Here is a 21,544-nt window from a genome sequence, read left to right on the forward strand (position 1 = left end):
ACACCCGTAAGGGTCGTGAGGGTCGTTCCCGAGAACCGCTTCTGAGGCCCGTTCGCCCTACTTCCAGGGGATGTTGAGCCAGGGGCTGGCGGGGTCGGTGGTGAGAATGCGGTGTGCGTCGACCATCTCCTCGTACCACGGGCCGAACTCCTCCTCGTCGAAGTGCAGGCAGCGCCCGAGGATGTACCCGGCGGAGAATTCCTCCCAGGAGCGGTAGGCGCCCTGGGCGGCGCGGCCTGCGCGGAGGACCGCTTGTTCGGCTTCCGGCAGGGTGCAGAAACGCGCTCCGAGCCCCCAGCGGGCCATTCCGGAGGCACGTCCGTAGTCCCAGGCCTCCGTGGTGCGGATGAAGGAGCCCTCCGGCAGCAGTCCGTCGGCGCGGAAGCGGGCCTCGTAGCGGGCGATGCGCCCGATCATCCGCCGCACTCCCGCGGCCTGCGACTCGGCCTCGGCTGCCGAGACGGGCTCCGCGGGGATGACTCCCTCGGGGGTGATCCGGGCTTCGCCGGCCTCGGCGATGCTGCGCCGGAGCACGCGCTCGGCACTCTCACGCCAGTGCTCGATGGCGACGGCCCCGGCGAAGTCCCGGGCGAGTACGTGCCGAATGCGCAGCACGAACTGCCACACGCCACTGATCACGTCCGCGTTGAGCAGCCGCTCCTGGGTGCTGAACCAGTCCTCCCGGCTGGTGACCCCCCAATACTTCTCAAGCCGGTACCGCTCGTGGTGATAGCCCGAGCCGTGATAGGCCATGGAGTTCCACAGCTCGCCGTTCTTCACGAACAGCAGCGCTGCGCAGGCCAGTCCGTGGGCGACCGGACCGTGCAGGGGCCCGCCCACGTGGAGGGCGCGCAGCTTGCCGTGCGCGTGAGAATGGCCGCAGGCGCTCTGCGCGTTGCGAGCGCGTTCGTGGTGCTGCTGCCAGACGGCCCGGTGAGCGGGTGTCGTCGGCAGGAAGGCTTCACAAGGACTACCGGGATTGACCGCCAGGAACGGCGGGTCGCCGGCCTCCCACGCACGGGCGTACCAACCCAGAGAGCGCGCCTCGAAGACCGGATCGGCGACGGGCGCCGGCAGCATTCCCTCGGTGAAGACCGCCAGGCACTCGGTCTGTGTCTGCGGGTTCCAGTACGGCGAGAAGAACACGGTGTCGGGCGCCGCGTCGGCTCGCTGCCGCGAGATGGCCAGGAACAGATCGGCCCCGCCCAGCACATCGAAGTAGGCGGGCCAGTCACCACGCATCTTCGCCTCGTACAGGCCACGCTCGACGGCGGTCGGCGCCTGCCAGGGGGGTGGGGGTGCCACGGCCTGCGGCGGCGTACTGACGGGCCCCTCCCCGGTGTTCATCATGCCCATGGTCGAAAACTCTATCGATTGCCATGGTGGGAGAGCTTCTCGCAGTAGCGCCCGGATCGCACCCTCGGGTCACTTATCCGCTGCGCACTGTCGCCGGCCGGTTGATTTACGGGCCCGAAAGGCCGTCACCTACCCATCCCCTGCTGCCAGCCTGTTCTGACCCGCCCTCAGCCCACGGATCTCAGCCCCGGCCGGTTCCTGCCTTGAGGGTACGTATCAGGGTGCCGAGGGCGCGTGGGGTGGCCCGCACCACGGTGGCGGGGGTGTCGCTCTCGCGGAGGGCGATCGCCTCGCCTGCTGCGGCGACCTCAACGCAGTCGTTGCCACCGTCCCCGGTTCCCGAGTATGTGGACTTCTGCCAGGTGATCATATGCGCCTTCCCCCTAGAGCTCGCGTGCGATCCGAAGGATGAAGTCACGTGACTCCGACGGACTGAGTGCCACGTTGCCCAGCTTGCTCCAACGATCGCGGTACCTGGCAAGTTGTTCCTCAGCGTGAAAGAAGAGGTTGCCATGCATTTGATCCACCTGGACCGTATCGAAGGTGGCCACCCGATCGGCTACGTAGAGCATTGAGTACCCCATTCCCGCGAAGCCCTCAACCTCGAACGGAAGCACCCGAATCGTGGTGTCAGGCCATTCGAATGCTGCCAGCAAGAAGTCGAGTTGGCCGCGCGCAACCTTGCGGTCGCCCACCCTCATGCGTAGCGCGGCCTCGTGCACGATCACCGTGAGCGTCGGCCGATCATTGCGCTCAAGCACCTTACGACGCTGCAGCCGAAATTCGACGGCCGTATCTAGGTCACACAACTCAAGGTCACTGGCCACGTAGGAGAAGAGAGCGCGCATGTAGTCCTCAGTCTGCAGCAGCCCTGGCACATTGACGACCTGCACATTACGCAGAGCGCTCGAATGCCATTCCAGTTCGGCCAGATCCAGTGCAGACTTCGGCATGCGTCCCCGGTACGTCTCCCACCACCCCCGTGTTCGCTCCGCAGCCCGCTCTGCAAGGGCGTCGATCAGGGCGGCGTCCTGTACGCCGTAGTGCGCTGCCAGGATCCGCGTCCGATCCCCTCCTGCCGCAGCGTTGCCCGCCTCCACGTGGGACAGCCACGCCTGGTCGCGCCCGACAGCGGCAGCAGCGTCCCGTGCCGAGACGCCCGCCCGATCGCGCAACTTCCGGAGCTCGGCGCCCAGTCGCGCCTGCCGGGCCGTGACGATGGTCCGCCTCGCCATGTCGTCCTCTTTCTCGCGCGCTTGCGGCGCCAATGTGTCACAGCGAGCCCCGATGGGGCGAACTTCACGGGATCGGTTGCGCAGTCCCAAAAATGGCACCTACGTTGAGTGTCGCGCAGCTCACACCGTGAGCTCACCGTCCCGTCCCGGAAGCGCACCGCCCCGCCCTGCCCCCACGCAGTGGCGACCGCGGCAATGACACCGGGCCTCAGGCCACTTCACCCCACCCCGCCGGAGGCGACATGCTGCTCCTGCCTGCCCCGAAGCCGGTTCACCTCGCCCATGAAGAGATCGAGCCGTTCGAGTACCGCCTGCGCGTTCCCAACGACGCCCGGGCCGTCCCCATCGCTCGCGGTGCCATCCGCGCCGCGCTGGCGGCCCATGGTCTGAGTGAGCTGATGGGACGCGCAGAGCTGTTGGCGTGTGAGCTGCTCACCAATGCGATCGTGCACACCGACGACGCCGCCGAACTCCGTATCTCCTGGTCGCAGTGGGAGATCCTCACGCTGACCGCCTGGGACAGCGGCGTTCTCCCACCGGCTCCACCTGCCACCCCTCACCCTTACGACGACAACGGCCGCGGCCTGACGCTCCTCCGTTCGCTCGCCGACAGCTGGGGGCACTTCGCCTCGCCGCACGGCTTTACGTGTCGCCCTTCCAAGGCCGTCTGGTGTTCGATCACGCGCAGGCCGGCGTCGCCTCCGCATACGTAGGGTCAGGCCACTGCTCGAACCAGCGTTCCTCCGCCTCCAGTTGGGCGGCAAGGGAGATCAGGCGGGGCTCGCTGTCTGCCGGGCCGAGGAGTTGGGCACCCAGGGGCAGCCGGTCCCGGGCCGTGAAGCCCGCCGGGACGCTCATGCCCGGCCAGCCGAGGACGTTCCACGGCCAGGAGTACGGGCAGGCCGCGATCATCGCCGCGTCCGTACGGCTGCTGGACAGGTCCGACAGCTCCCCGTTGCGCAGGGGCGGCACTGCCGTCGTCGGGGTCAGGATCACGTCGAAGCGGTCGAAGATCTCCCCTACGCGGCGCCGCAGCGGCTCCTCCGCGGCGCGGGCCACGCGCAGGACCCCGCCGCCCAGCAGCAGTCCGCCGCGCGCGTTGACCTTCGTGCGGGTGTCGAGCAGGGCCGGGTCGGGGACGCGCCCGGCCCACTCCCGTACGCCGGACATCGAGCGGGGCACGAACGTGAGCCCGATCAGCCCGTAGCGCGGTTCCTCCTCGATCACCTCGTGTCCGAGGGACGCGAGCCGCTCCGCGATGCGAACGGTCGCCGCGCGCGCCTCGGGGTCGAGCCACTGGCGGGCGGCGGCGAAGGCGGGGCGCAGGGAGAGGGCGATCCGGAGCCGGCCCGGGTCGCGCTCGGCTGCCGCAAGCACGTCCACGGGCGGCGGCCGGTGCAGGTCCCCGGCGTGGCTGCCGCTCGCCGCCTGCAGCAGCAGCGCGGCGTCGGCGACCGTACGGGCGAGCGGGCCGTGGCAGGTGATGCCGCGGAAGGCCTCCGGCTCGGGCCAGGTGGAGATGCGGCCGCGCTGCGGTTTGATGCCGACCAGGTGCGTCCAGGCGGCGGGGATCCGTATCGAACCGGCGCCGTCCGAACCGAGCGCCGCCGGTACGAGCCCCGCGGCGACGGCTGCCGCGGCGCCGCCCGAGGAGCCGCCGGGCGTGTGCTCCGTACTCCATGGGTTGCGCGTCACGCCGAACGCGGGGCCCTCCGTGACGGGCCACTGCCCGAGCTCCGGCGTGTTCGTCTTGCCGACGATGACCGCGCCCGCGGCCCGCAGCCGCCGCACCGCCTCGCTGTCCGCCGATTTCGGCGGGAAATCGCCCGCGCAGCCGAAGGCGGTGGGCTCGCCCGCGACATCGACGTCGTCCTTCACCGCCAGGGGAACCCCGAGCAGCGGGAGCCGCCCACCGGCCTCTCCCGCCGCCAGCCGCCGGTCCGCCGCGTCCGCCTCGGCGAGTGCGGCCTCGCCCCGTACGCGGCGGAACGCGTTGAGCAGCGGCTGCGTCTCCGCGATGCGGGCCAGCGAGTGTTCTACGAGCGCTCGCGAGGTGACCTCGCCTGCGGCGAGCGCCCGCGCTTGTTCCGCCAGCCCACTATCCGTCAGATCCGTTAAGTGCGTTACATCCGTCGAGTCCGTCATTCGGCCCCTCCCCCGTAGCTCGGAGCCCTTCGCTCCGAATACCGTGAGTGCACCTCTGGCCTCATTTTGTACCCTTCCTCTGGCTTGGGGAGGCGAGAGTGACGTCATCGACGGCGTTGACGGACGAAATACGCGCACTGCATGCGGAGGAGGGGCGGCCGGCTGCACTGGTCGGCTGGTTCCGCAGGGCGGCGGTACTGGTTCCGTCGGACGGTCAGGACGGTTTGTGGTCCGCCGAGTACGGCGGGATTCGCTGGATCTACGCGTTCACGGATGAGGCCGCGCTCGGACGGTTCGCCCTTGCTCAGGGCGCAGACGGGACGACCGACTGGCCGTACCGTACGGTGCTGGGCGCTCGGCTGCTGGACGTGGTGGTGCCGGCCGTCGGCGTCCCGGCCGGTGTCGCTCTCGACGTCGGCAGCCCGTATCCCATGCTGTTCCCGCCGGTGACCGGGATCGTCCCGGACGCGTACGCCGTCAATGCGGACGTTGACGTCAATGCCGGGGCCGGGGCCGGGGCCGGGGCCGGGGCCGGCGTCGGGGAGGGCGCCGCATGACCGCCAACGGCAACGGCAACGGCAGTGCTGGCGCTGGCGCTGGTGGCAACGGCCTCGCCGCCGACTCCGCCGCACTCGACAACATCACCAAGGGCATCAACGGCGCCATCGGCGAACTCAAGTCCCTCGGCACGCCCGGCGAGGCGGCGGTCGGCCGCGGCTTCGACGAACTCGCCCTCAGCGGCGTGGAGCTGGGACACGAGGGGCTGGCCGCGGCCTTCAAGTCCTTCTGTTCCCGGTGGGACTGGGGAGTCCGCGCCCTGGTCCAGGACGGCAGCCAGTTCGCGCAGCGCGTGGGGCTCGCCGCGGGTTACTACCACGAGCAGGACGCGTACATCCGGGACACGTTCAAGGTCGGCGTGAACGCCGTCATGGGCAACCCGCACCTCGCGGAGGAGGACGTCGAGAAGAAGTCGATGTCCGAGATCCTCGCCGACAACCCCGTCAACGACTTCAGTCACCCGGACTACAGCGCCGAGTCCTTCCGCAAGTCCGAGGAGGACAGCCGCCGGGTCTGGGCCGAAACCGTCCGCGACGCCTCCACCGGCGCCGCCAACGGCTTCGGCAAGGGCCCGCTCGGCCGCCAGGGCACCGAGGCCGCGAACAAGCTGGCCGACGAGCTGGAGGGCCGCGGCTGATGGGCGTCTTCGATCCCCTGGTCAAGGGTTTCGACAAGGTCGGCGAGGCTGCCGAAAAGGGCCTCGACAAGATCGAGAAAAAGGCGGGTGAGGCCGTCGAGTGGGGCGCGGACAAGGCCGCCAAGGGGCTGGACAAGATCGGCGCCCACGACGAGGCGCTCGCCGTCAAGTACCTGGGCGACCGCACGGCCTCGGAGATGGGCGCCGAGATCAAGGAACAGCAGCTCGGTCAGACCGAGAACCCGCTGGCCCTGATCCACGGCGAGCCCTGGGGCATCGAGGCCGCCGCCAAGCACCTGCAGGGCTTCCACAAGGCCTTCAACACCGCGCACTCCGGCCTCCAGCGGGTCCACTCCGGGGAGTGGAAGGGCGAGGGAGCGCACGGGTTCGACACCCATTTCGCGCCGGAGCCGAAGAAGTGGGCGCAGGCCGCGGACGCCTGCGAGAGCGCCGCGAGCGCGCTCACCTCGTACGCGCACACCGTCCGCTGGGCCCAGAAGCAGGCGGTGGAGGCCGTCAGCCTCTACAAGCGAGGTACGAAGGCCACGGAGAAGGCGGTCAAGGCCCACAACGACAAGGTCGACGCGTACAACGCGAAGGTGAAGGCGGGTGAGAACCCGGGCGAGCGCCCCGGCACCTTCCAGGACCCCGGCGCCGCCGACATCAAGGAGGCGCACCGCATCCTTGACGAGGCCCGCAAGCAGCGCAACACGGCGGCGGGCGAGGCGAAGTCCCGTATCGACAAGGCCGTCGAGGCCGCCCCGAAGGAACCGGCCTTCCACAACCGCATGAAGGGCGACGTCCAGGACTTCGCGGCGGGCGCGAACGTCGAGCTCCTCCACTTCGGCGGCGGCGTCTTCCGGTCCGGTACGGATCTGCTGAAGTTCACCCGCAGCCTCGATCCGCTCGACCCGTACAACGTCACGCACCCTGCGGAGTACGTCACCGGCATCAACAACACCGCTGCGGGACTCGTCTCCCTCGCGTCCCACCCCGAGCGCATTCCGGGGGCGCTGCTCGGCCCCGGCTGGGGCTCGGACCCGTCCGAGGCGGGCGGCCGGCTCACCGGCAACATCTTCATGGGCCTCACCAGCGGCGGCATCGCCGGAGCGGGCTCCCGCGCGGGCGTGAGCGCGGCGAGGACGGGCGCGCAGGCCGGAGCGCGCGCCGGGGCCAGGGCGGGAGCGCGGGCCGGGGCCAGGGCGGGAGCGCGGGCCGGGGCGAAGGCCGGGGCGCGGGATGCCGGGGAGGAGGGGGCGGAGAGCGCGGCGCGGCGGGCGGCGAAAGAGAAGCCGCAGGAGCCGAACACGGACCCCAAGAAGGTCGAATCCGGCGGCACGGACCCGGTGGACATCGCGACAGGCCGCATGTTCCTGCCGCAAACGGACGTCACCCTCCCCGGCGCGCTCCCTCTGCTCGTTTCCCGGCATGTGAAGTCCGGTTACGACTGCGGCCGGTGGTTCGGCCCCTCGTGGGCGAGCACCCTGGACCAGCGGCTGGAGATCGACGCCGAAGGCGTGATTTTCGTCGACGAGCACGCTCGGCTGCTGGAGTACCCGCATCCGGTCCCGGGCGTCGCCACGTATCCGGCGAAGGGCCCGCGGTGGCCGCTGGCGATCGAGCCCGACGGCACGTACAGCGTGACCGACCCGGAGACGGGTCACACCCGGCACTTTTCCCCCTACGGCCTCCCGGGGGAGGGCCTGGCCCTTCTGCACCAGCTGAGCGACCGCAACGGCCACTGGATCGCCTTCGAGTACGAGGCGGACGGCACGCCGGTCGCGATGGCCCACGACTCGGGCTACCGCATCCGCATCACCACGGACGCGGAGGCCGGCCGCATCACCGCGCTGCACCTGGCGGACACGGCGGACACGGCGCTGATCCGCTACGGGTACGAGGACGGCAACCTCACGAAGGTCGTCAACTCGTCCGGGCAGCCGCTGCGCTTCGCCTACGACGGGCGCGGCCGGGTGACGTCGTGGACCGACCGGAACGGCACGCATTACACGTACGCGTACGACGACGAGGACCGTTGCGTCTACGAGTCGGGGACCGAGGGGCACATGCGGTGCACCCTTGAGTACGGGCTTCCGGATCCGGACAGCGGCCTGCGCATCACCCGTGTGACCGACGCGCTCGGTCACACGACCGCCTACACGATCAATCGGCGCTCCCAGATCGTCTCCGTCACCGATCCCACGGGCGCCACGACGCTGTCCACGTGGGACCGTCACGACCGTCTCCTCTCTCGCACGGATCCCCTGGGTCACAGGACGGAGTTCCGCTACGACGAGGACGGGCGCCTGGCGTCGGTGTTCCGACCGGACGGGCGGCGGCTCTCGGTCACGTACAACGCACTCGGCCTGCCCGAGACGACGACCGGAGCGGACGGGGCGGCCTGGCGCCACGCGTACGACGACGCGGGCAACCGTACGTCGACGACGGACCCGGCGGGCGCGGAAACGTTTTACGCGTACGACGACGCCGGCCACCTCACATCGGTGACGGATGCGCTGGGCAACACCACTCGTCTCACCTGCAACAGGGCCGGTCTGCCCACCGAGATCACCGATCCCCTGGGCGCCGTCACCAGCTACCGCCGGGACTCCTTCGGCCGCGTGACGACCGTCATCGACCCGCTCGGCTCCACGACCCGCCTCACCTGGACGGTCGAGGGCCGCCTGGCCCGCCGCATCTCCGCGGACGGCGCCGAGGAACGCTGGACGTACGACGGCGAGGGCAACTGCACGACGTACACCGATGCGGTGGGCGGGGTCACGCGCTACGAGTACGGCCCCTTCGACGTCATGACGGCCCGGACCGGGCCGGACGGCGTACGGCACGAATTCACGCACAACACTCGCCTCCAGCTCACCCGCGTCACCAACCCGCAGGGCCTGACCTGGGACTACGCCTACGACCCGGCCGGCCGCCCGGTCGCCGAGACCGACTTCGACGGCCGCACCCTTACCTACGCGCACGACCCGGCGGGCCGGCTCGTGGCCCGTACGAACGGGCTGGGCGAGACGATCGCGTACGAGCACGACGTGCTGGGGCGCGTGGTGCGCAAGGACGCGGCGGGGGCGGAGACGACGTACGTCCATGACGCGGCGGGCCGCCTGATGGAGGCCGTGGGCCCGGACGCGACACTCGTCTACAGCCGGGACCGCGTCGGCCGCATCAAGTCGGAGACGACGAACGGCCGGACGCTGACCTTCGCGTACGACGCACTCGGGCGACGCACGCGCCGGGTGACGCCGGGCGGGGCGGTGAGCACGTGGACGTACGACGCGGCGGGGCGGCGGACGTCGCTGACGGCGTCGGGGCGCGTGATCGACGTCGAGCACGACGCGGCGGGGCGGGAGGTGGCCCGCCGCTTCGGAGAGGGGGTGACCCTGACGTCGGCGTGGGACGCGGTAGGCCGCCTGGTGTCACAGGGCCTGGACGGTACGGGGGAACTGCTCCAACACCGCGCCTACACCTACCGCCGCGACGGCCACCTCACCGGCATCACGGACACCGCCACCGGCTCCCGCACCTTCGACCTGGACACGGCGGGGCGCGTGACGGCCGTCCACGCCCCGGGCTGGACGGAACGCTACGTCTACGACGAGGCCGGAAACCAGACGGAGGCGACGTGGCCGGCGGCCCACCCGGGCGCCGAGGCGCAGGGCGTCCGCACGTACACGGGCACGCGAATATCCCGCGCGGGCGGAATCCGCTACGAACACGACGAGCAAGGCCGCGTAACCCTCCGGCAGAAGACCCGCCTCTCGCGGAAGGCGGACACCTGGCGCTACGAGTGGGACGCGGAGGACCGCCTGACGGGGGTGGTCACCCCGGACGGTACGAGATGGCGCTACGCGTACGACCCGCTGGGCCGCCGCACAGCCAAGGAACGCCTGACGGAGTCGGGCGAGGTGGCGGAACGCGTGGACTTCACGTGGGACGGCGCGATCCTGACGGAACAGACCTCCTGGTCGCCGTCCCTGCCGAACCCGATAACCCTGACCTGGGACCACAACGGCCTCCACCCGATAGCCCAGACGGAACGCATATCGGCGGCGGACGCGCCCCAACGCGAGGTGGACCGGCGCTTCTTCGCGATCGTCACCGACCTGGTGGGCACACCGACGGAGCTGGTGGACGAGACCGGCCGAACGGCCTGGCGCACCCGCTCGACCCTCTGGGGCACGACGGCGTGGTCACGCGACAGCACGACGTACACCCCTCTCCGCTTCCCCGGCCAATACTTCGACCCGGAAACCGGCCTCCACTACAACTACCACCGCCACTACGACCCGGAAACGGCCCGCTACACCTCCCCGGACCCCTTGGGCCTGGCCCCGGCCCCGAATCCGGCGACGTACGTCCACAATCCTCATACGTGGATGGACCCGCTGGGGCTTGCGCCGGACTATGAAGAACATGGCGAACACCTGTTCCGGGGCACCACTCCGGATTTCGGTGGGAGTCAGGGAACACAGAAGTGGGGTATCACTCCCACGTCAACAGATCCTGGAGTCGCCACTGCGTTCGCGACGCATTCGGAACAGTTTGGTGAAGGTGTCGTCCTGGGGGTACCTAGAAGTTCCCTTGAAGGAATTCCCACGCATAGGGGTTACATCTCCGCGGAAGCAGAGGTTGGCGTCGAGCTTCCCGCCTCTGAGCTCGCTCAGCGTGCCGGCTTCGCCGTACCTGCCGCCAAGGCTCGTGAGATCCTCAGTGGCATGGGGATCGACATCCCCAGGAGAATCGGCATAGGCGACTTGGATCAACTTCTGCGAGATATACCGAAACTGTCGCCTGAGCAGATTAACCAGTTCGTATCGGAGGCTTACCGCCATGGATGAAAATGTCGAAAACGTTCAGCTTCGAATCTTGGAGGTTGTTGCCTCAGGTGAGGAGGGGGCGGTGTGTATTGTTCGCTGCCTTTCTGGGATGGCGTATCCGGGAATGACGTTTTCTGTATCTGGTGGAGTCGGAGAAGGGGCGGCATGCTCGTTTTTGAGGCTAGAGTGGATTGAGCGGTATGACTTCCGTACGGATATTCTTGACGCGCCACATGCGGCAAAAGTGAATCTGTGCGGACCAATGGCATCGCAGCTGAACCCCGACGCGACGGTCTCGTCTGTCGCGAGGTCGGGCTGATGGTTGATCATGGCCTGTGGTTGACGGTGTCGAAACTCGTTGGCAGAGCCCGGCGAGGAGGTTGGCGACGGGGCGTGCCCGGACTGTGGTCAGCGTCAACTCGCCGAAGATGCACGTCGGTTGGGTGAACTCGGCCGACGGCAGTGCAGCGGCATCCGCTGTCGCGTCGGTTTCCGTTGGGCCTGGCTGACTCGTCACTCGGTTGCGTTCGGTTGCCGGATTGATGTGGCGCGCATGCGGACGCGTTTTCCTGCCGGGCATCGGCCCGTATCGGTAGGAGACCGCACCCGCATGCATCCTGCAGGCGACGGCCGGCCTCGTCTCCGGCCGGGCCGGCCCCTCGCCGCGCCGGAGGCGCTACCGCCCCGCCCCCCGCGTCATCAGCAGCAGTGCGCCGATGGCGATGATCGGGGTGATCACGATGAGGGCGAGGCCCATGGGGTTGCGGTGGTTGTAGACCCAGCGGCTGCCGTAGCGCTGGCGGATGAAGAGCGGCTGGTCGTCACCGGCACGGCCGCCGGCGTCGCCGGCATCGTCGCCATCGCGGTCACGGGCGTGGTCGTTCTCGGGGCGCATGAAACCAGGCTACGGACGGCCGTTCGATGTGGCGATCATTTTGTCGCACCTCTGTTGTTTTGTGGCGCGGCCGGGACATCCCCGCTATGGCGCGAGGATGTCCAGCTCCGCCATCGCGCCCGCCGTGATCTCGCGCGTCAGCGCCTCCGCGCGGGCGGCGTCCCGCTCCCGTACGGCCTCGGCGACGCGTACGTGGAGGGTGACGGCGGCCGGGTCGGGGTCGGTGAACATCACCTGGTGCTCCGTGCGGCCGGTGAGGACCTCGGCGACGACGTCGCCCAGGCGGGCGAACATCTCGTTGCCGGAGGCGCGCAGGATCACCCGGTGGAAGGCCACGTCGTGGACCAGATAGGCGGCGAGCTGCTGGCCGCGTGAGGTGGCGACCATGCCGAGGGCGTGGCGGGTCAGCTCCTCGCACTGGTCGGCCGTCGCGAGGCGGGCCGCGAGTCCCGCCGCCACCGGCTCTACGGCCGAGCGCAGGACCGTGAGCGAGCGCAGCTGCCGCGGCCGGTCGGCGCCGGCCAGCCGCCAGCGGATGACCTGCGGGTCGTAGACGTTCCACTCCTCGGTGGGGCGGACGGTCACGCCGACCCGGCGCCGGGAGGCGACCAGGTGCATGGACTCCAGGACGCGTATCGCCTCGCGGATGACCGTGCGCGAGACCTCGAAGCGCCGTTCCAGCTCGTCGGTGCGCAGCACGCTGCCCGGCGGGTACGCGCCCGCCGTGATCGCGGGCCCGAGGGACTCCAGCACGCGCGCGTGCAGCCCCTGCCCCTGGTTTTCCATGGGGCAAGCCTACGGTCCGGCCGCGATGGCCCCGGTGCGGCAAATTAAGTATGACGTTTGAGTCACAGGGTCTTGAATATGTCGTACGTAATGGGTTTCAGTGTGGCCCACACCCCCGGTCACCCCGGTCGACGAAGACGTCGATGAAGACAGTGAGGCCCCTGATGAGCAGCCGCCCGGCATACCCCCACGTCGTCGTCGTGATGGGCGTCGCCGGTACCGGCAAGACCACCGTCGGCCCGCTCGTCGCGGAGGCCCTCGGAGTCCCGTATGCCGAGGGCGACGACTTCCACCCGGCCGGCAACATCGCCAAGATGTCCGCCGGGATCCCGCTCGACGACGCCGACCGTGCCCCCTGGCTCGACGCCATCGGCGCATGGGCCGCGGGCCGGGCCGGCCGCGGCGGGGTCGTCAGCTGCTCCGCGCTCAAGCGCGCATACCGGGACCGGCTGCGGGCCGCCGCGCCCGGGCTCGTCTTCCTTCACCTCACCGGCGACCACGATCTGATCGCCGGCCGCATGGCCGCCCGCAAGGGCCACTTCATGACCACCCGGCTGCTGGACTCCCAGTTCGCGACCCTCGAACCCCTCGGCGCGGACGAGGCAGGCGTCGACGCCGACGTCGAGCCCGCGCCGGAGGTCATCGCCGAGCGGGCCGTTCAGGCCCTGCAGCACCGGCAGGGCCTGCAGCAGTTCTGATCACTTCCCCCTCCCTCCTTCCACCCTCCCCCTCCCTCTCCCCCCTCCAAGGAAGCCCCGTGAGCACTCTCAGCGTCGAGATGCTGGCCGCGGCCCCCGCCGGACCGATCACTTCGGCGGGTCACGCACAGCTGGGGATCGCCGTCCTCGTCGGCATCGCCGTCATCGTCCTCCTCATCACCCGCTTCAAACTGCACGCCTTTCTCTCCCTGACCATCGGTTCGCTGGTGCTCGGAGCCGTGGCGGGCGCGCCGATGGACAAGGCCATCGCGAGCTTCACCACCGGGCTCGGCGCGACGGTCTCGGGCGTCGGCGTCCTCATCGCGCTCGGCGCGATCCTGGGCAAGCTCCTCGCCGACTCCGGCGGCGCCGACCAGATCGTCGACACGATCCTGGCGAAGGCCGGCCCGCGCTCGATGCCGTGGGCGATCGTGCTGATCGCGGGCGTCATCGGTCTGCCGCTCTTCTTCGAGGTCGGGATCGTGCTGCTGATCCCGGTGGTGCTGCTCGTCGCCAAGCGCGGCAACCACTCCCTGATGCGGATCGGCATCCCCGCGCTCGCCGGGCTGTCCGTCATGCACGGCCTGGTGCCCCCGCACCCCGGCCCGCTGGCCGCCATCGACGCGATCGGCGCGAACCTCGGCGTGACCCTCGCCCTGGGCGTGCTCGTCGCCGTGCCCACCGCCGTGATCGCCGGACCGCTGTTCTCCCGGGTGGCGGCCCGCTGGGTGGACGTCACGCCGCCGGAGAAGCTGATACCGCAGCGGCCCTCGGCCGACCTGGAGCGCCGCCCCGGCTTCGCCGCCACCGTCGCCACGGTCATGCTGCCCGTCGTCCTCATGCTCGCCAAGGCGCTCGTCGACATCGTCGTGGACGACCCCAAGGACCACGTCCAGCGCGTCGCCGACGTCATCGGCTCGCCGCTGATCGCCCTGCTCGCCGCCGTCCTCGTCGGACTGTTCACGCTCGGCCGGGCCGCCGGCTTCGGCCGCGACCGGCTCGCCGGGACCGTCGAGAAGTCCCTCGTCCCCATCGCCGGCATCCTGCTGATCGTCGGCGCCGGAGGCGGCTTCAAGCAGACCCTGATCGACGTCGGCGTCGGCCGGATGATCCTGGACTTCTCCAAGGACTGGTCGGTCTCCGCCCTGCTGCTGGCCTGGCTGATCGCGGTCGCCATCCGCCTCGCGACGGGTTCGGCGACGGTCGCCACCATCTCGGCCGCAGGCCTCGTCGCCCCGCTGGCCGCCGACATGAGCACGACCCACGCCGCGCTGCTCGTCCTGGCCGTCGGCGGCGGCTCGCTGTTCTTCAGCCACGTCAATGACGCCGGGTTCTGGATGGTGAAGGAATACTTCGGCATGGACGTCGGCCAGACGATCAAGACATGGTCGCTGATGGAGACCGTCATCTCCGTCGTCTCCCTCGTTCTCGTCCTGCTGCTGTCGCTGGTCCTCTGACGGCGCGCGGCGCGCGGTCTGCGGCGCCGGTCCTCCGGTCCGTTGCTCCTCTCGGCCGTGGCTGCGCTCGCTGCTCTGCGTTGCTGCCGCTCCGATGGGCATATCGGACCTTAGGCTTCGCATATGCGCACTGGAAGACCTGTCGCCCTGCTGCTCGGCGCCTCCCTGCTGGCCGCCGGCTGTACGAGCACCCCCTCCGCGAAACACGCGGATGCGAAGAGCACCCCGAACGGCGGCGCCACCGCCACCGCGTCCCCCGACGCGGCGGCGGGGCCCCTCGGCGCCTCCGACCTCCAGGGCCGCTGGTGGACCTGGGCGGCCTCCAGCCCCAGCGGCTCCAACCCGGTCGAGGACCGCGACGGCAGTCTGTGCGCCCAGGGCCAGAAGGACGGCGTCTGGTTCCTGGCCGGCACCTTCGGCGAGCGCGCCAAGCGCACGTGTGCCGTCCCGGCCAAGCGGCGGGTGGCCTTCCCGCTCGTGAACCTGATGAGCGATCAGGCCGGCTGCTCCGAGTTCATGGCCCCCGCCAAGGGCACCGCCACCCTCGACGGCAAGCCCCTGCGGGCCGAGCGCTACGACGCCACGCCGGTACGGGTCACCGCCGCGGAGGGCAACCCCCTCACCGACGGCGGTGGCAGCTTCCGCACCCACGCCTGCGGGCTGTGGGTGCAGATGGAGCCGCTGAGCCCCGGGAACCACACCCTGGAGATCCGGGGCTCCTCGGGCCGCTTCGCCGTCTCGGTCGACTACACGCTCAAGGTCCCGGCGGCGGGATCGGCGACGGACCACGACGCGGTCTGATCCGGCCTGACCAGTGTGAGCCGATCCGGGCCGGACCGATCCCGGCCGGGCAGGTTCGGGCAGATCCGGACCAGGCAGGTCCGGGCCGGTCCAAGTCGATCCGGCCCGGACCCCGCGCGGCTCAGGCCCGTATCCCCGACACCTCCGCCAGGTACGCCCGTACGTCCGCCGCGTCGTCCGTGGCCAGCCCGACATAGCCGTCCGGGCGGACCAGGAACAGCCCCGAGCCGTACGCCGCCTTGGCGTGGCCGCCGGTATCGATCAGATCCGGGGCGGCCCCGCCGATCCGGTACGTACGGACCCACTCCGCGTCCGCCACCGCCGCCGCGTCCGGCCCGCCCACGGCCTCCGCCCCGGTGAGGTCCAACAGGGTGAAGTGCGGGCCCCGGAAGGCGTCGAACAGGCTGAACGGCGCGCCCGAGGCGTCGGTGCAGGGTGCGTCGGGCGCCCGGTCACCCGCCCGCAGCCCGTCCTCCGGCAGATCCCGGCGCAGCTCGCGGGCCAGCGGGCCCGTCCGGTAGTTGAGGGTGAGCTGGTGGGTCTCCTTGCCGCGCCGTGACATGCCCCGCTCGAAGCCGACGTTGCGGTCCTGCCCGTGGACGCGGGTGCTCAGCTCCAGCACGCCGGCGGCCACCTGCATGCGCTCGGTGTCGTACGTGTCGAGCAGGGCGTCCGGCGCGCCGTGCCGCAGGACGGCGCCGAGCTTCCAGCCGAGGTTGTAGGCGTCCTGCAGGCTGGTGTTGAGCCCCTGCCCGCCGGCGGGGGAGTGGATGTGGGCCGCATCCCCCGCGAGGAAGACCCGGCCGGAGCGGAAGCGCGCGGCCATGCCGGCCTTCGGCTGGAAGGACGACGCCCAGATGACCTCCTCGGGCAAGAGGCCGGTGAGCCCCGTGCGCTCGGCGATGAGCCGGGTCAGGGCCTCGGGCGTGGCGTCGCGCGCCGGGTCCGGCGTGTACGAGGTGTCGGCCCAGAAGGCCATGACCTGGATGGTGTCCGTCGTGAGCTCCAGCGGGCGCAGGCCGAGGAGCCCGCCGGGGGCGGTGGTCCACATGTGCCAGTGGCCGCGGTCGATCCCCGCGCGCTCGAAGCCGGTCATCCGCACGTCGGCGACCATCGCATGGCGCTCGTCGACGACGTCGACCTCGAAGGGCACGCCGAGCGCCTTCCGCACGGCGCTGCGCCCGCCGTCCGACGCGACGAGATAGCCGGCCCGCACCGTCTCCACCCTGCCGTCGGCGTGCCGCAGCTCGGCCGTGACGCCGTGCTCGTCCTGCGTGAAGCCCGTCAGGGCGGTGTTGAAGTCCACCCGGCCGCCCAGCTCTTCGAGGCGCTCGTACAGCACCTCCACCGTGCGCCACTGGGGGCACATCATCGTATTCGGGTAGGGCACGCCGGGCGAGGGGTCGCCGGGCTCGACGAGGGACCACTCGCGCCCGCGCTCGGTGCCCTCCCACGACTGCACGGGCGGGATGGGTCCGGCCGAGGCGAGCAGGGCCGTGATGGCCCCGAGGTCGTCCATCACCTCCAGGCTGCGCGGCTGGAGGCCCGTGCCGCGCGAGCCGGGGAAGCCGCGCGCCTCCTGCTCGACGAGCCGGTGGCGGATGCCGCGCCGCGTCAGGTCGATGGCGAGGACGAGGCCGGTGGGCCCGGCGCCGGCGATGAGTACTTCGGTCTCGGTCCCGGTCTCGGTGAATACACCGGTGGACACATCGGTGGATGCAGGCATGGCCATGCGATCCGCCCCCCTTAACGTCGTTAAGTACGTTGCCCCCCCAGGGTGAACTGAACGTTGTTAAGCTGTCAAGGTGGCAACTCGCATCGACCGTGCCCAAGTGGCCGAAACCGCCCTCCGCCTGCTCAACGAGGTGGGCCTCGAAGGCCTGACCCTGCGCAGGATCGCCCAGGAGCTGGGCGTCCAGGCCCCGGCCCTCTACTGGCACTTCAAGAACAAGCAGGAGCTGCTCGACGAGGTGGCCACCGAGATGTTCCGGCGCATGAGCGGATCCCTCACCGCCGTCGACACCAGCACGTGGCAGGAGTTCCTGACCGGCTCGGCCCGCGTGATCCGCAACTTCCTGCTCGGCTACCGCGACGGTGCCAAGGTCTACAGCGGCACGCGCTTCAGGGGTGTCGGCTACGCGAGCCCGGTGGAGGGGATGATGCGGGTGATCGTGGACGCGGGCTTCACCCCGAAGGCCGCCGCCCGCGCCTGGTTCACGATCAACACGTACACGATGGGGTACGTGATCGAGGAGCAGTCCGTCTACCCCATCCCCGGCAGCGGCGAGCGCGACCCCGCGTACGAACTGGCGGAGCGTGCCCGGAAGCTGGAGGGCTATCCCCTGGCCATAGAGGCCGGAGAGGTGTTCTTCAACGATCTCGACGCCGGCTTCGAGGACGGCCTGCACGCCGTCGTCGCCGGCATCGAGGCGACGCTGCTACCGCCGTCCGGCGGGCCCGCCGGGGTCGAGTGACCTGCGCAGTACGGGCGTGAGCCGCCGCTCCACGCCGCGGTGCAGCAGCCAGGCCAGGCCCAGCATCAGGGCGACGGTCAGGCCCAGCGTCGCGTACGAGGGGATGCGCAGGCTGCGGTGCAGGGCGCCGATCACCACCCACCCCAGGTGCTCGTGCACGAGGTAGAAGGGGTACGTCAGCGCGCCTGCGACCGTCAGCCAGCGCCGGTTCATCCAGCCGAGCCTGCCCAGCGCGACGGCCGCGACGGCCGCGTACCCGAGCGCCACGACGGCGACGATCACGTACGGGGAACGGTACGAGAAGTAGTGCGGGTTCGGCGGGTGCCACAGCCCCGCCACCGCGTAGTGCTGCCCCACCAGGAAGCTCACGGCGACGATCCCCCAGTGCAGGAGGTCGTGCCCGAAGCGGTGGATCAGGTACAGGCCGATGCCGCCGATGAAGTACGACGAGTACTCCGGCATCACCACGACCCGCAGGAACTCCACGTGCGAGGCGGTCGTCACCACGGTCGCCAGCGTCCACACCGCGCAGAACAGCACCACGCGGCGCCGCGTCGCCCCCGGCAGCACCACGAACAGCGCGAAGAGCGCGTAGAACCGCAGCTCCGCCCAGAGCGTCCAGCACACCCCCAGCACGCGCTGCGCGCCCACCGGCTGCTGCAGCATCGTCAGGTTCACGAGGGTGTCGCTGAACGAGACCGTCTTGTACGTGACCCACGGCAGCGCGAACGCGACGGTGACCAGCAGGATCGCCGCCCAGTAGGCGGGATAGAGGCGGGCGGCGCGGGAGGCGAAGAAGGAGCGCAGGGGGCGTCCCCAGCCGCTCATGCAGATCACGAAGCCGCTGATCACGAAGAAGATCTCGACGCCGAGACAGCCGTAGGCGAACGCACCCGACAGGGTGGGGAATTCATGCCGCGGCGAGACGCCCCAGGCGCGGCTGACATCGCCGTCCCGGCCGCCGTAGTGGTACAGCGCGACCATCAGCGCGGCTATCAGGCGCAGGCCGTCGAGGGCGCGGAGGCGGCTGCCGCCGCCCGGGGTTTCCTGTAAGGGCTTCGGCTGCCCGTCAGGGGCCTCTCGGCGCTGCCGGGGGAGTGCCGGGGCCGTCATGTCGTCACCTTCGTTTTGGCCGGTGCCTTCGCCTTGGTCAGGCGCCGCTGCAGGGCCCGCGCCCTCCGGGCGACCCTCCGTACGGTCGGGTTGCGCGGGAGGAAGGACAGCTGGGACGGGATCGCGCCGGGGAGCGCCAGGGCGGTGAGGCGGCGGCGCTTGAAGTAGCGGCGGGTGCGGGGGGTGAGGTGGGTGGTGAGGTAGCGCTCGGCGGCGGTGCGGAGGCCGGGGTAGATCTGGGGTTGCATGGCGAAGCCGACCGCGGCCAGGAGGTCGTTGAGATCGGCTTGCTCACCGTTGTCGGCCGGCGAGGCTTCAAGCGGGGGCAGTGTGGCGTCCACCAAGGTCACCGGCACCCGGTTGCTGTTCTGGTACGGGCTCAGGCGTTCCAGGAGGAGGTCCGTGCCCGTGTGTGCCGCCGGGAGGCCGTAGAAGGCCGTCGCCGTCACCAGCGCCGTCGAGAAGCAGCCGGCCACCAGTGCCGGGCGCAGCCGCTGGTAGGCGACCTCGGCCAGGACGGGTGCGTCGAGGACCGTCAGGCCGACGCCGAGCCGCCCGGCCTCCTCCTCCAGCATCCGCGACCAGCGGGCCGGCGCCGCCGGATGGGGCTTGAAGACGAGCTCGCGGTGCCCGCGCCCGGCCGCGCCGCGCAGCATGCGCACGTGCAGCCGCTCCTCCTCCTCGGGGGTGAGGATGTCGAGCGCCGACAAGTACTGGCCGAGCAGGAGCGCGGCGCCCTCGGGGGCGTCGAGGGCGGGTGCGGCGTCGGCGAGTTCGGCCAGCACCTTGGTGAAGACCTCCGTGGGGACGATCTCCGGTGCGACGCCGAACTCCGAGAGCAGCAGCGGCCGCAGGCCGGGCACGAGGTCGAGGTGGAGCAGCCGGCCGACGCGGGTGCCGATCAGCGGGTCGAGCTTGTTGCGGGTGGGGCCGTAGCTCATCAGCCCGTCGGCGTAGAGGTCCAAGGGGGCGTCGGGGAAGCACTGGACGATCGCGAGCGCGGGGCTGACCTGGAGGGACTCGACGGCGAGGGAGACGTCGTCATCACCGAGGCCCCACAGGAGCCGCAGGTGCCGCTCCCACAGGGGCGCGTCGTCCGGGCGGGGCGACCAGCCGGACGGGTGGAAGGGGCGGACGGCCTCGTTCCAGGACAGGACGCCGTCGAAGCGGGTGCGCAGCCGCTCGAAGCCGGGGGCCTCGTCCAGGGCCGGGGTGGTCTCGGGGACGGCCGCGGTGTTGGCGACGAGCAGCAGCCGGCGGTCGGCGGGGGTGAAGCACCCGGCGTCCAGGGCGGCGGCGAGCGTCGCGGCGCCGTACAGCGTGGAGGCGAGGAAGATCTGCGTGCGGCGGCGCGGGGGAGGGGGGAGCGCGGGCATCAGGCGGCCGCCCCGGAACGGCCAGGAGCTCCGGAAGTGCCTGAGGCCCCGGCTCCCGCCCCGGCCGGCCGTCGCCTCAGCCTCCGCAAGCGGATCGCGCGGTCGTAGTCCATGGAATTCACGGCGTCCTTGACGAGTTCCGGTGGCAGGCGGCGCAGTGCGGCTGCGCTCTTCGTACGCAATGCGCGGGCCACCTGGGGCTCAAAACGTTCGATATTCATCAGGTGATGGGCGATGATTGCGCAATATGTTCGAACGGCTTTGGGGAGGAATTCTTCCGCATTCTCGTCCCGGGTCGTCTCCTCGATGACCTGATCGAATGCGCGCAGGAAATCGAGCTGGCGTACGTCCCCGATCTGGGTGAGTGAAGTGGCGACCCCGCGCCGGTAGAAGACGCCCAGCAGTCCGGCGACCGCGAAAGTGCGCGCCTCGCGGTGCAGGCGCCAGATCCAGGGCCGGTCCTCGGCGGTGCGCAGGCCGTCGGTGAAGTGCAGCAATCCGGCGTCCAGCAGCCGCCGGTGGTAGATGCCGGCCCAGGCGTACGGATAGTCGACGGACGTCGAGCGGTCCGCCGGCAGGATCGCGCTGCGGGGGTCCAGCACCACCCCGCGGCGGCCGTGCGGCACGCGCTGCACGGTGCGGGTGCGGCCGGTGCACTGCACGTGGTCCGTGCGGACGAAGTCGACGTCCAGCTCCTCGATGAACGCGAGGAGCCGTTCGTAGTGGCCGGGCGCGAGCCAGTCGTCGCCGTCCAGAAAGGTCAGGTACTCGCCGCGCGCGGCGTCCAGCCCGGTGTTGCGGGCGGTGGCGAGGCCGCCGTTGCGCTCGTGGCGCACGACCACGGCCCCCGGCAGCTCGCGCCCGGCGCGCTCCAGCAGCGCCGGCGTGCCGTCGGTCGAACGGTCGTCCACGAGAATGAATTCGAAATCCTCACGGGCATTCGCACGCAGACTCCTCAGCGCATCGGGCGCAAAGGTCTGAACATTGAAGAACGGGACGATGACGGAGAGCTTGACCACCCCGGCGACATTAGGCGGCCCCCCGGCATTCGTCTTGTCCGCGGGCGGGCGCGGAGGTGAACGAAGCGCGGCGGAATGATGAACCCGCCCCGCCCCCGGGCCGATTCGCCGATCGTCGGTGTGCTGTTTACCGGCTGTTGCCCTCGCGTTGGGCAACGA

Annotated in this window: 18 protein-coding genes; 8 read left to right on the forward strand and 10 right to left on the reverse strand. The window is 70.6% G+C overall.

Annotation, left to right across the window (positions count from 1 at the left end):
• Positions 1 to 57 precede the first annotated feature (57 nt).
• The 3 genes from IE241_RS16695 to IE241_RS16705 all read right to left on the reverse strand — a co-directional run bounded on the left by IE241_RS16695 (position 58) and on the right by IE241_RS16705 (position 2,591).
• On the reverse strand, positions 58 to 1,347 hold the full coding sequence (locus IE241_RS16695) for a DUF1266 domain-containing protein (RefSeq protein WP_229899382.1): 1,290 nt from the start codon (positions 1,345 to 1,347) through the stop codon (positions 58 to 60).
• A 190-nt stretch (positions 1,348 to 1,537) separates the two neighbouring features.
• Positions 1,538 to 1,726, reverse strand: coding sequence for a DUF397 domain-containing protein (locus IE241_RS16700; RefSeq protein WP_190022518.1), 189 nt, complete (start codon positions 1,724 to 1,726; stop codon positions 1,538 to 1,540).
• 13 nt (positions 1,727 to 1,739) lie between these two features.
• Positions 1,740 to 2,591 (reverse strand): helix-turn-helix domain-containing protein, encoded by an 852-nt coding sequence (locus IE241_RS16705; protein WP_190022519.1) that lies wholly within the window; start codon positions 2,589 to 2,591, stop codon positions 1,740 to 1,742.
• A 242-nt stretch (positions 2,592 to 2,833) separates the two neighbouring features.
• On the opposite strand from IE241_RS16705, the gene IE241_RS16710 reads away from it, so the two are divergent.
• Positions 2,834 to 3,304: an ATP-binding protein gene (locus IE241_RS16710; RefSeq protein WP_190022520.1), complete on the forward strand. Its 471-nt coding sequence runs from the start codon at positions 2,834 to 2,836 to the stop codon at positions 3,302 to 3,304.
• On the opposite strand, the gene IE241_RS16715 is transcribed toward IE241_RS16710, so the two are convergent.
• Positions 3,270 to 4,736 (reverse strand): amidase, encoded by a 1,467-nt coding sequence (locus tag IE241_RS16715; protein WP_190022521.1) that lies wholly within the window; start codon positions 4,734 to 4,736, stop codon positions 3,270 to 3,272. The genes IE241_RS16710 and IE241_RS16715 overlap by 35 nt on opposite strands.
• A gap of 98 nt (positions 4,737 to 4,834) precedes the next feature.
• On the opposite strand from IE241_RS16715, the gene IE241_RS16720 reads away from it, so the two are divergent.
• From IE241_RS16720 to IE241_RS16730, 3 genes are read left to right on the forward strand one after another with little or no spacing between them, the layout of a single operon-like run.
• The gene (locus IE241_RS16720; RefSeq protein WP_190022522.1) at positions 4,835 to 5,293 is read left to right on the forward strand and encodes an SseB family protein; all 459 of its coding nucleotides are present in this window, start codon (positions 4,835 to 4,837) and stop codon (positions 5,291 to 5,293) included.
• Entirely contained in the window at positions 5,290 to 5,931 is a 642-nt protein-coding gene (locus IE241_RS16725; protein ID WP_190022523.1) for a hypothetical protein, read from the forward strand. The genes IE241_RS16720 and IE241_RS16725 overlap by 4 nt, the downstream gene beginning before the upstream one ends.
• Entirely contained in the window at positions 5,931 to 10,787 is a 4,857-nt protein-coding gene (locus tag IE241_RS16730; RefSeq protein ID WP_190022524.1) for a putative T7SS-secreted protein, read from the forward strand. The genes IE241_RS16725 and IE241_RS16730 overlap by 1 nt, the downstream gene beginning before the upstream one ends.
• A gap of 655 nt (positions 10,788 to 11,442) precedes the next feature.
• Here IE241_RS16730 and IE241_RS16735 read toward each other — a convergent pair.
• On the reverse strand, positions 11,443 to 11,661 hold the full coding sequence (locus tag IE241_RS16735; protein WP_190022605.1) for a hypothetical protein: 219 nt from the start codon (positions 11,659 to 11,661) through the stop codon (positions 11,443 to 11,445).
• Positions 11,662 to 11,745: 84 nt separating this feature from the next.
• Positions 11,746 to 12,447 carry a FadR/GntR family transcriptional regulator gene (locus IE241_RS16740; RefSeq protein ID WP_190022525.1) on the reverse strand — a complete coding sequence of 234 codons (702 nt, stop codon included), beginning with the start codon at positions 12,445 to 12,447 and terminating at the stop codon, positions 11,746 to 11,748.
• A gap of 164 nt (positions 12,448 to 12,611) precedes the next feature.
• On the opposite strand from IE241_RS16740, the gene IE241_RS16745 reads away from it, so the two are divergent.
• The 3 genes from IE241_RS16745 to IE241_RS34215 all read left to right on the forward strand — a co-directional run bounded on the left by IE241_RS16745 (position 12,612) and on the right by IE241_RS34215 (position 15,403).
• The gene (locus IE241_RS16745) at positions 12,612 to 13,145 is read left to right on the forward strand and encodes a gluconokinase (RefSeq protein WP_190022526.1); all 534 of its coding nucleotides are present in this window, start codon (positions 12,612 to 12,614) and stop codon (positions 13,143 to 13,145) included.
• A 59-nt stretch (positions 13,146 to 13,204) separates the two neighbouring features.
• Positions 13,205 to 14,602, forward strand: a complete 1,398-nt coding sequence (locus IE241_RS16750; protein ID WP_190022527.1) for a GntP family permease — start codon at positions 13,205 to 13,207, stop codon at positions 14,600 to 14,602.
• Positions 14,603 to 14,725: 123 nt separating this feature from the next.
• Positions 14,726 to 15,403, forward strand: coding sequence for a signal protein (locus IE241_RS34215; protein ID WP_229899346.1), 678 nt, complete (start codon positions 14,726 to 14,728; stop codon positions 15,401 to 15,403).
• 121 nt (positions 15,404 to 15,524) lie between these two features.
• On the opposite strand, the gene IE241_RS16760 is transcribed toward IE241_RS34215, so the two are convergent.
• Entirely contained in the window at positions 15,525 to 17,135 is a 1,611-nt protein-coding gene (locus tag IE241_RS16760; RefSeq protein WP_229899349.1) for an FAD-dependent monooxygenase, read from the reverse strand.
• A 73-nt stretch (positions 17,136 to 17,208) separates the two neighbouring features.
• On the opposite strand from IE241_RS16760, the gene IE241_RS16765 reads away from it, so the two are divergent.
• Entirely contained in the window at positions 17,209 to 17,877 is a 669-nt protein-coding gene (locus IE241_RS16765; RefSeq protein WP_190022528.1) for a TetR/AcrR family transcriptional regulator C-terminal domain-containing protein, read from the forward strand.
• Here IE241_RS16765 and IE241_RS16770 read toward each other — a convergent pair.
• From IE241_RS16770 to IE241_RS16780, 3 genes are read right to left on the reverse strand one after another with little or no spacing between them, the layout of a single operon-like run.
• Positions 17,842 to 18,990, reverse strand: coding sequence for an acyltransferase family protein (locus IE241_RS16770; protein WP_190022529.1), 1,149 nt, complete (start codon positions 18,988 to 18,990; stop codon positions 17,842 to 17,844). The two genes, IE241_RS16765 and IE241_RS16770, sit on opposite strands and share 36 nt — an antisense overlap.
• Positions 18,987 to 20,366 carry a polysialyltransferase family glycosyltransferase gene (locus tag IE241_RS16775; protein ID WP_190022530.1) on the reverse strand — a complete coding sequence of 460 codons (1,380 nt, stop codon included), beginning with the start codon at positions 20,364 to 20,366 and terminating at the stop codon, positions 18,987 to 18,989. The genes IE241_RS16770 and IE241_RS16775 overlap by 4 nt, the downstream gene beginning before the upstream one ends.
• Positions 20,366 to 21,385 carry a glycosyltransferase family 2 protein gene (locus IE241_RS16780; protein ID WP_190022531.1) on the reverse strand — a complete coding sequence of 340 codons (1,020 nt, stop codon included), beginning with the start codon at positions 21,383 to 21,385 and terminating at the stop codon, positions 20,366 to 20,368. The genes IE241_RS16775 and IE241_RS16780 overlap by 1 nt, the downstream gene beginning before the upstream one ends.
• Between the last annotated feature and the right edge of the window lie 159 nt (positions 21,386 to 21,544).

Origin of the sequence: Streptomyces hiroshimensis, assembly GCF_014650335.1 — a bacterium.
Classification (GTDB): domain Bacteria; phylum Actinomycetota; class Actinomycetes; order Streptomycetales; family Streptomycetaceae; genus Streptomyces; species Streptomyces hiroshimensis.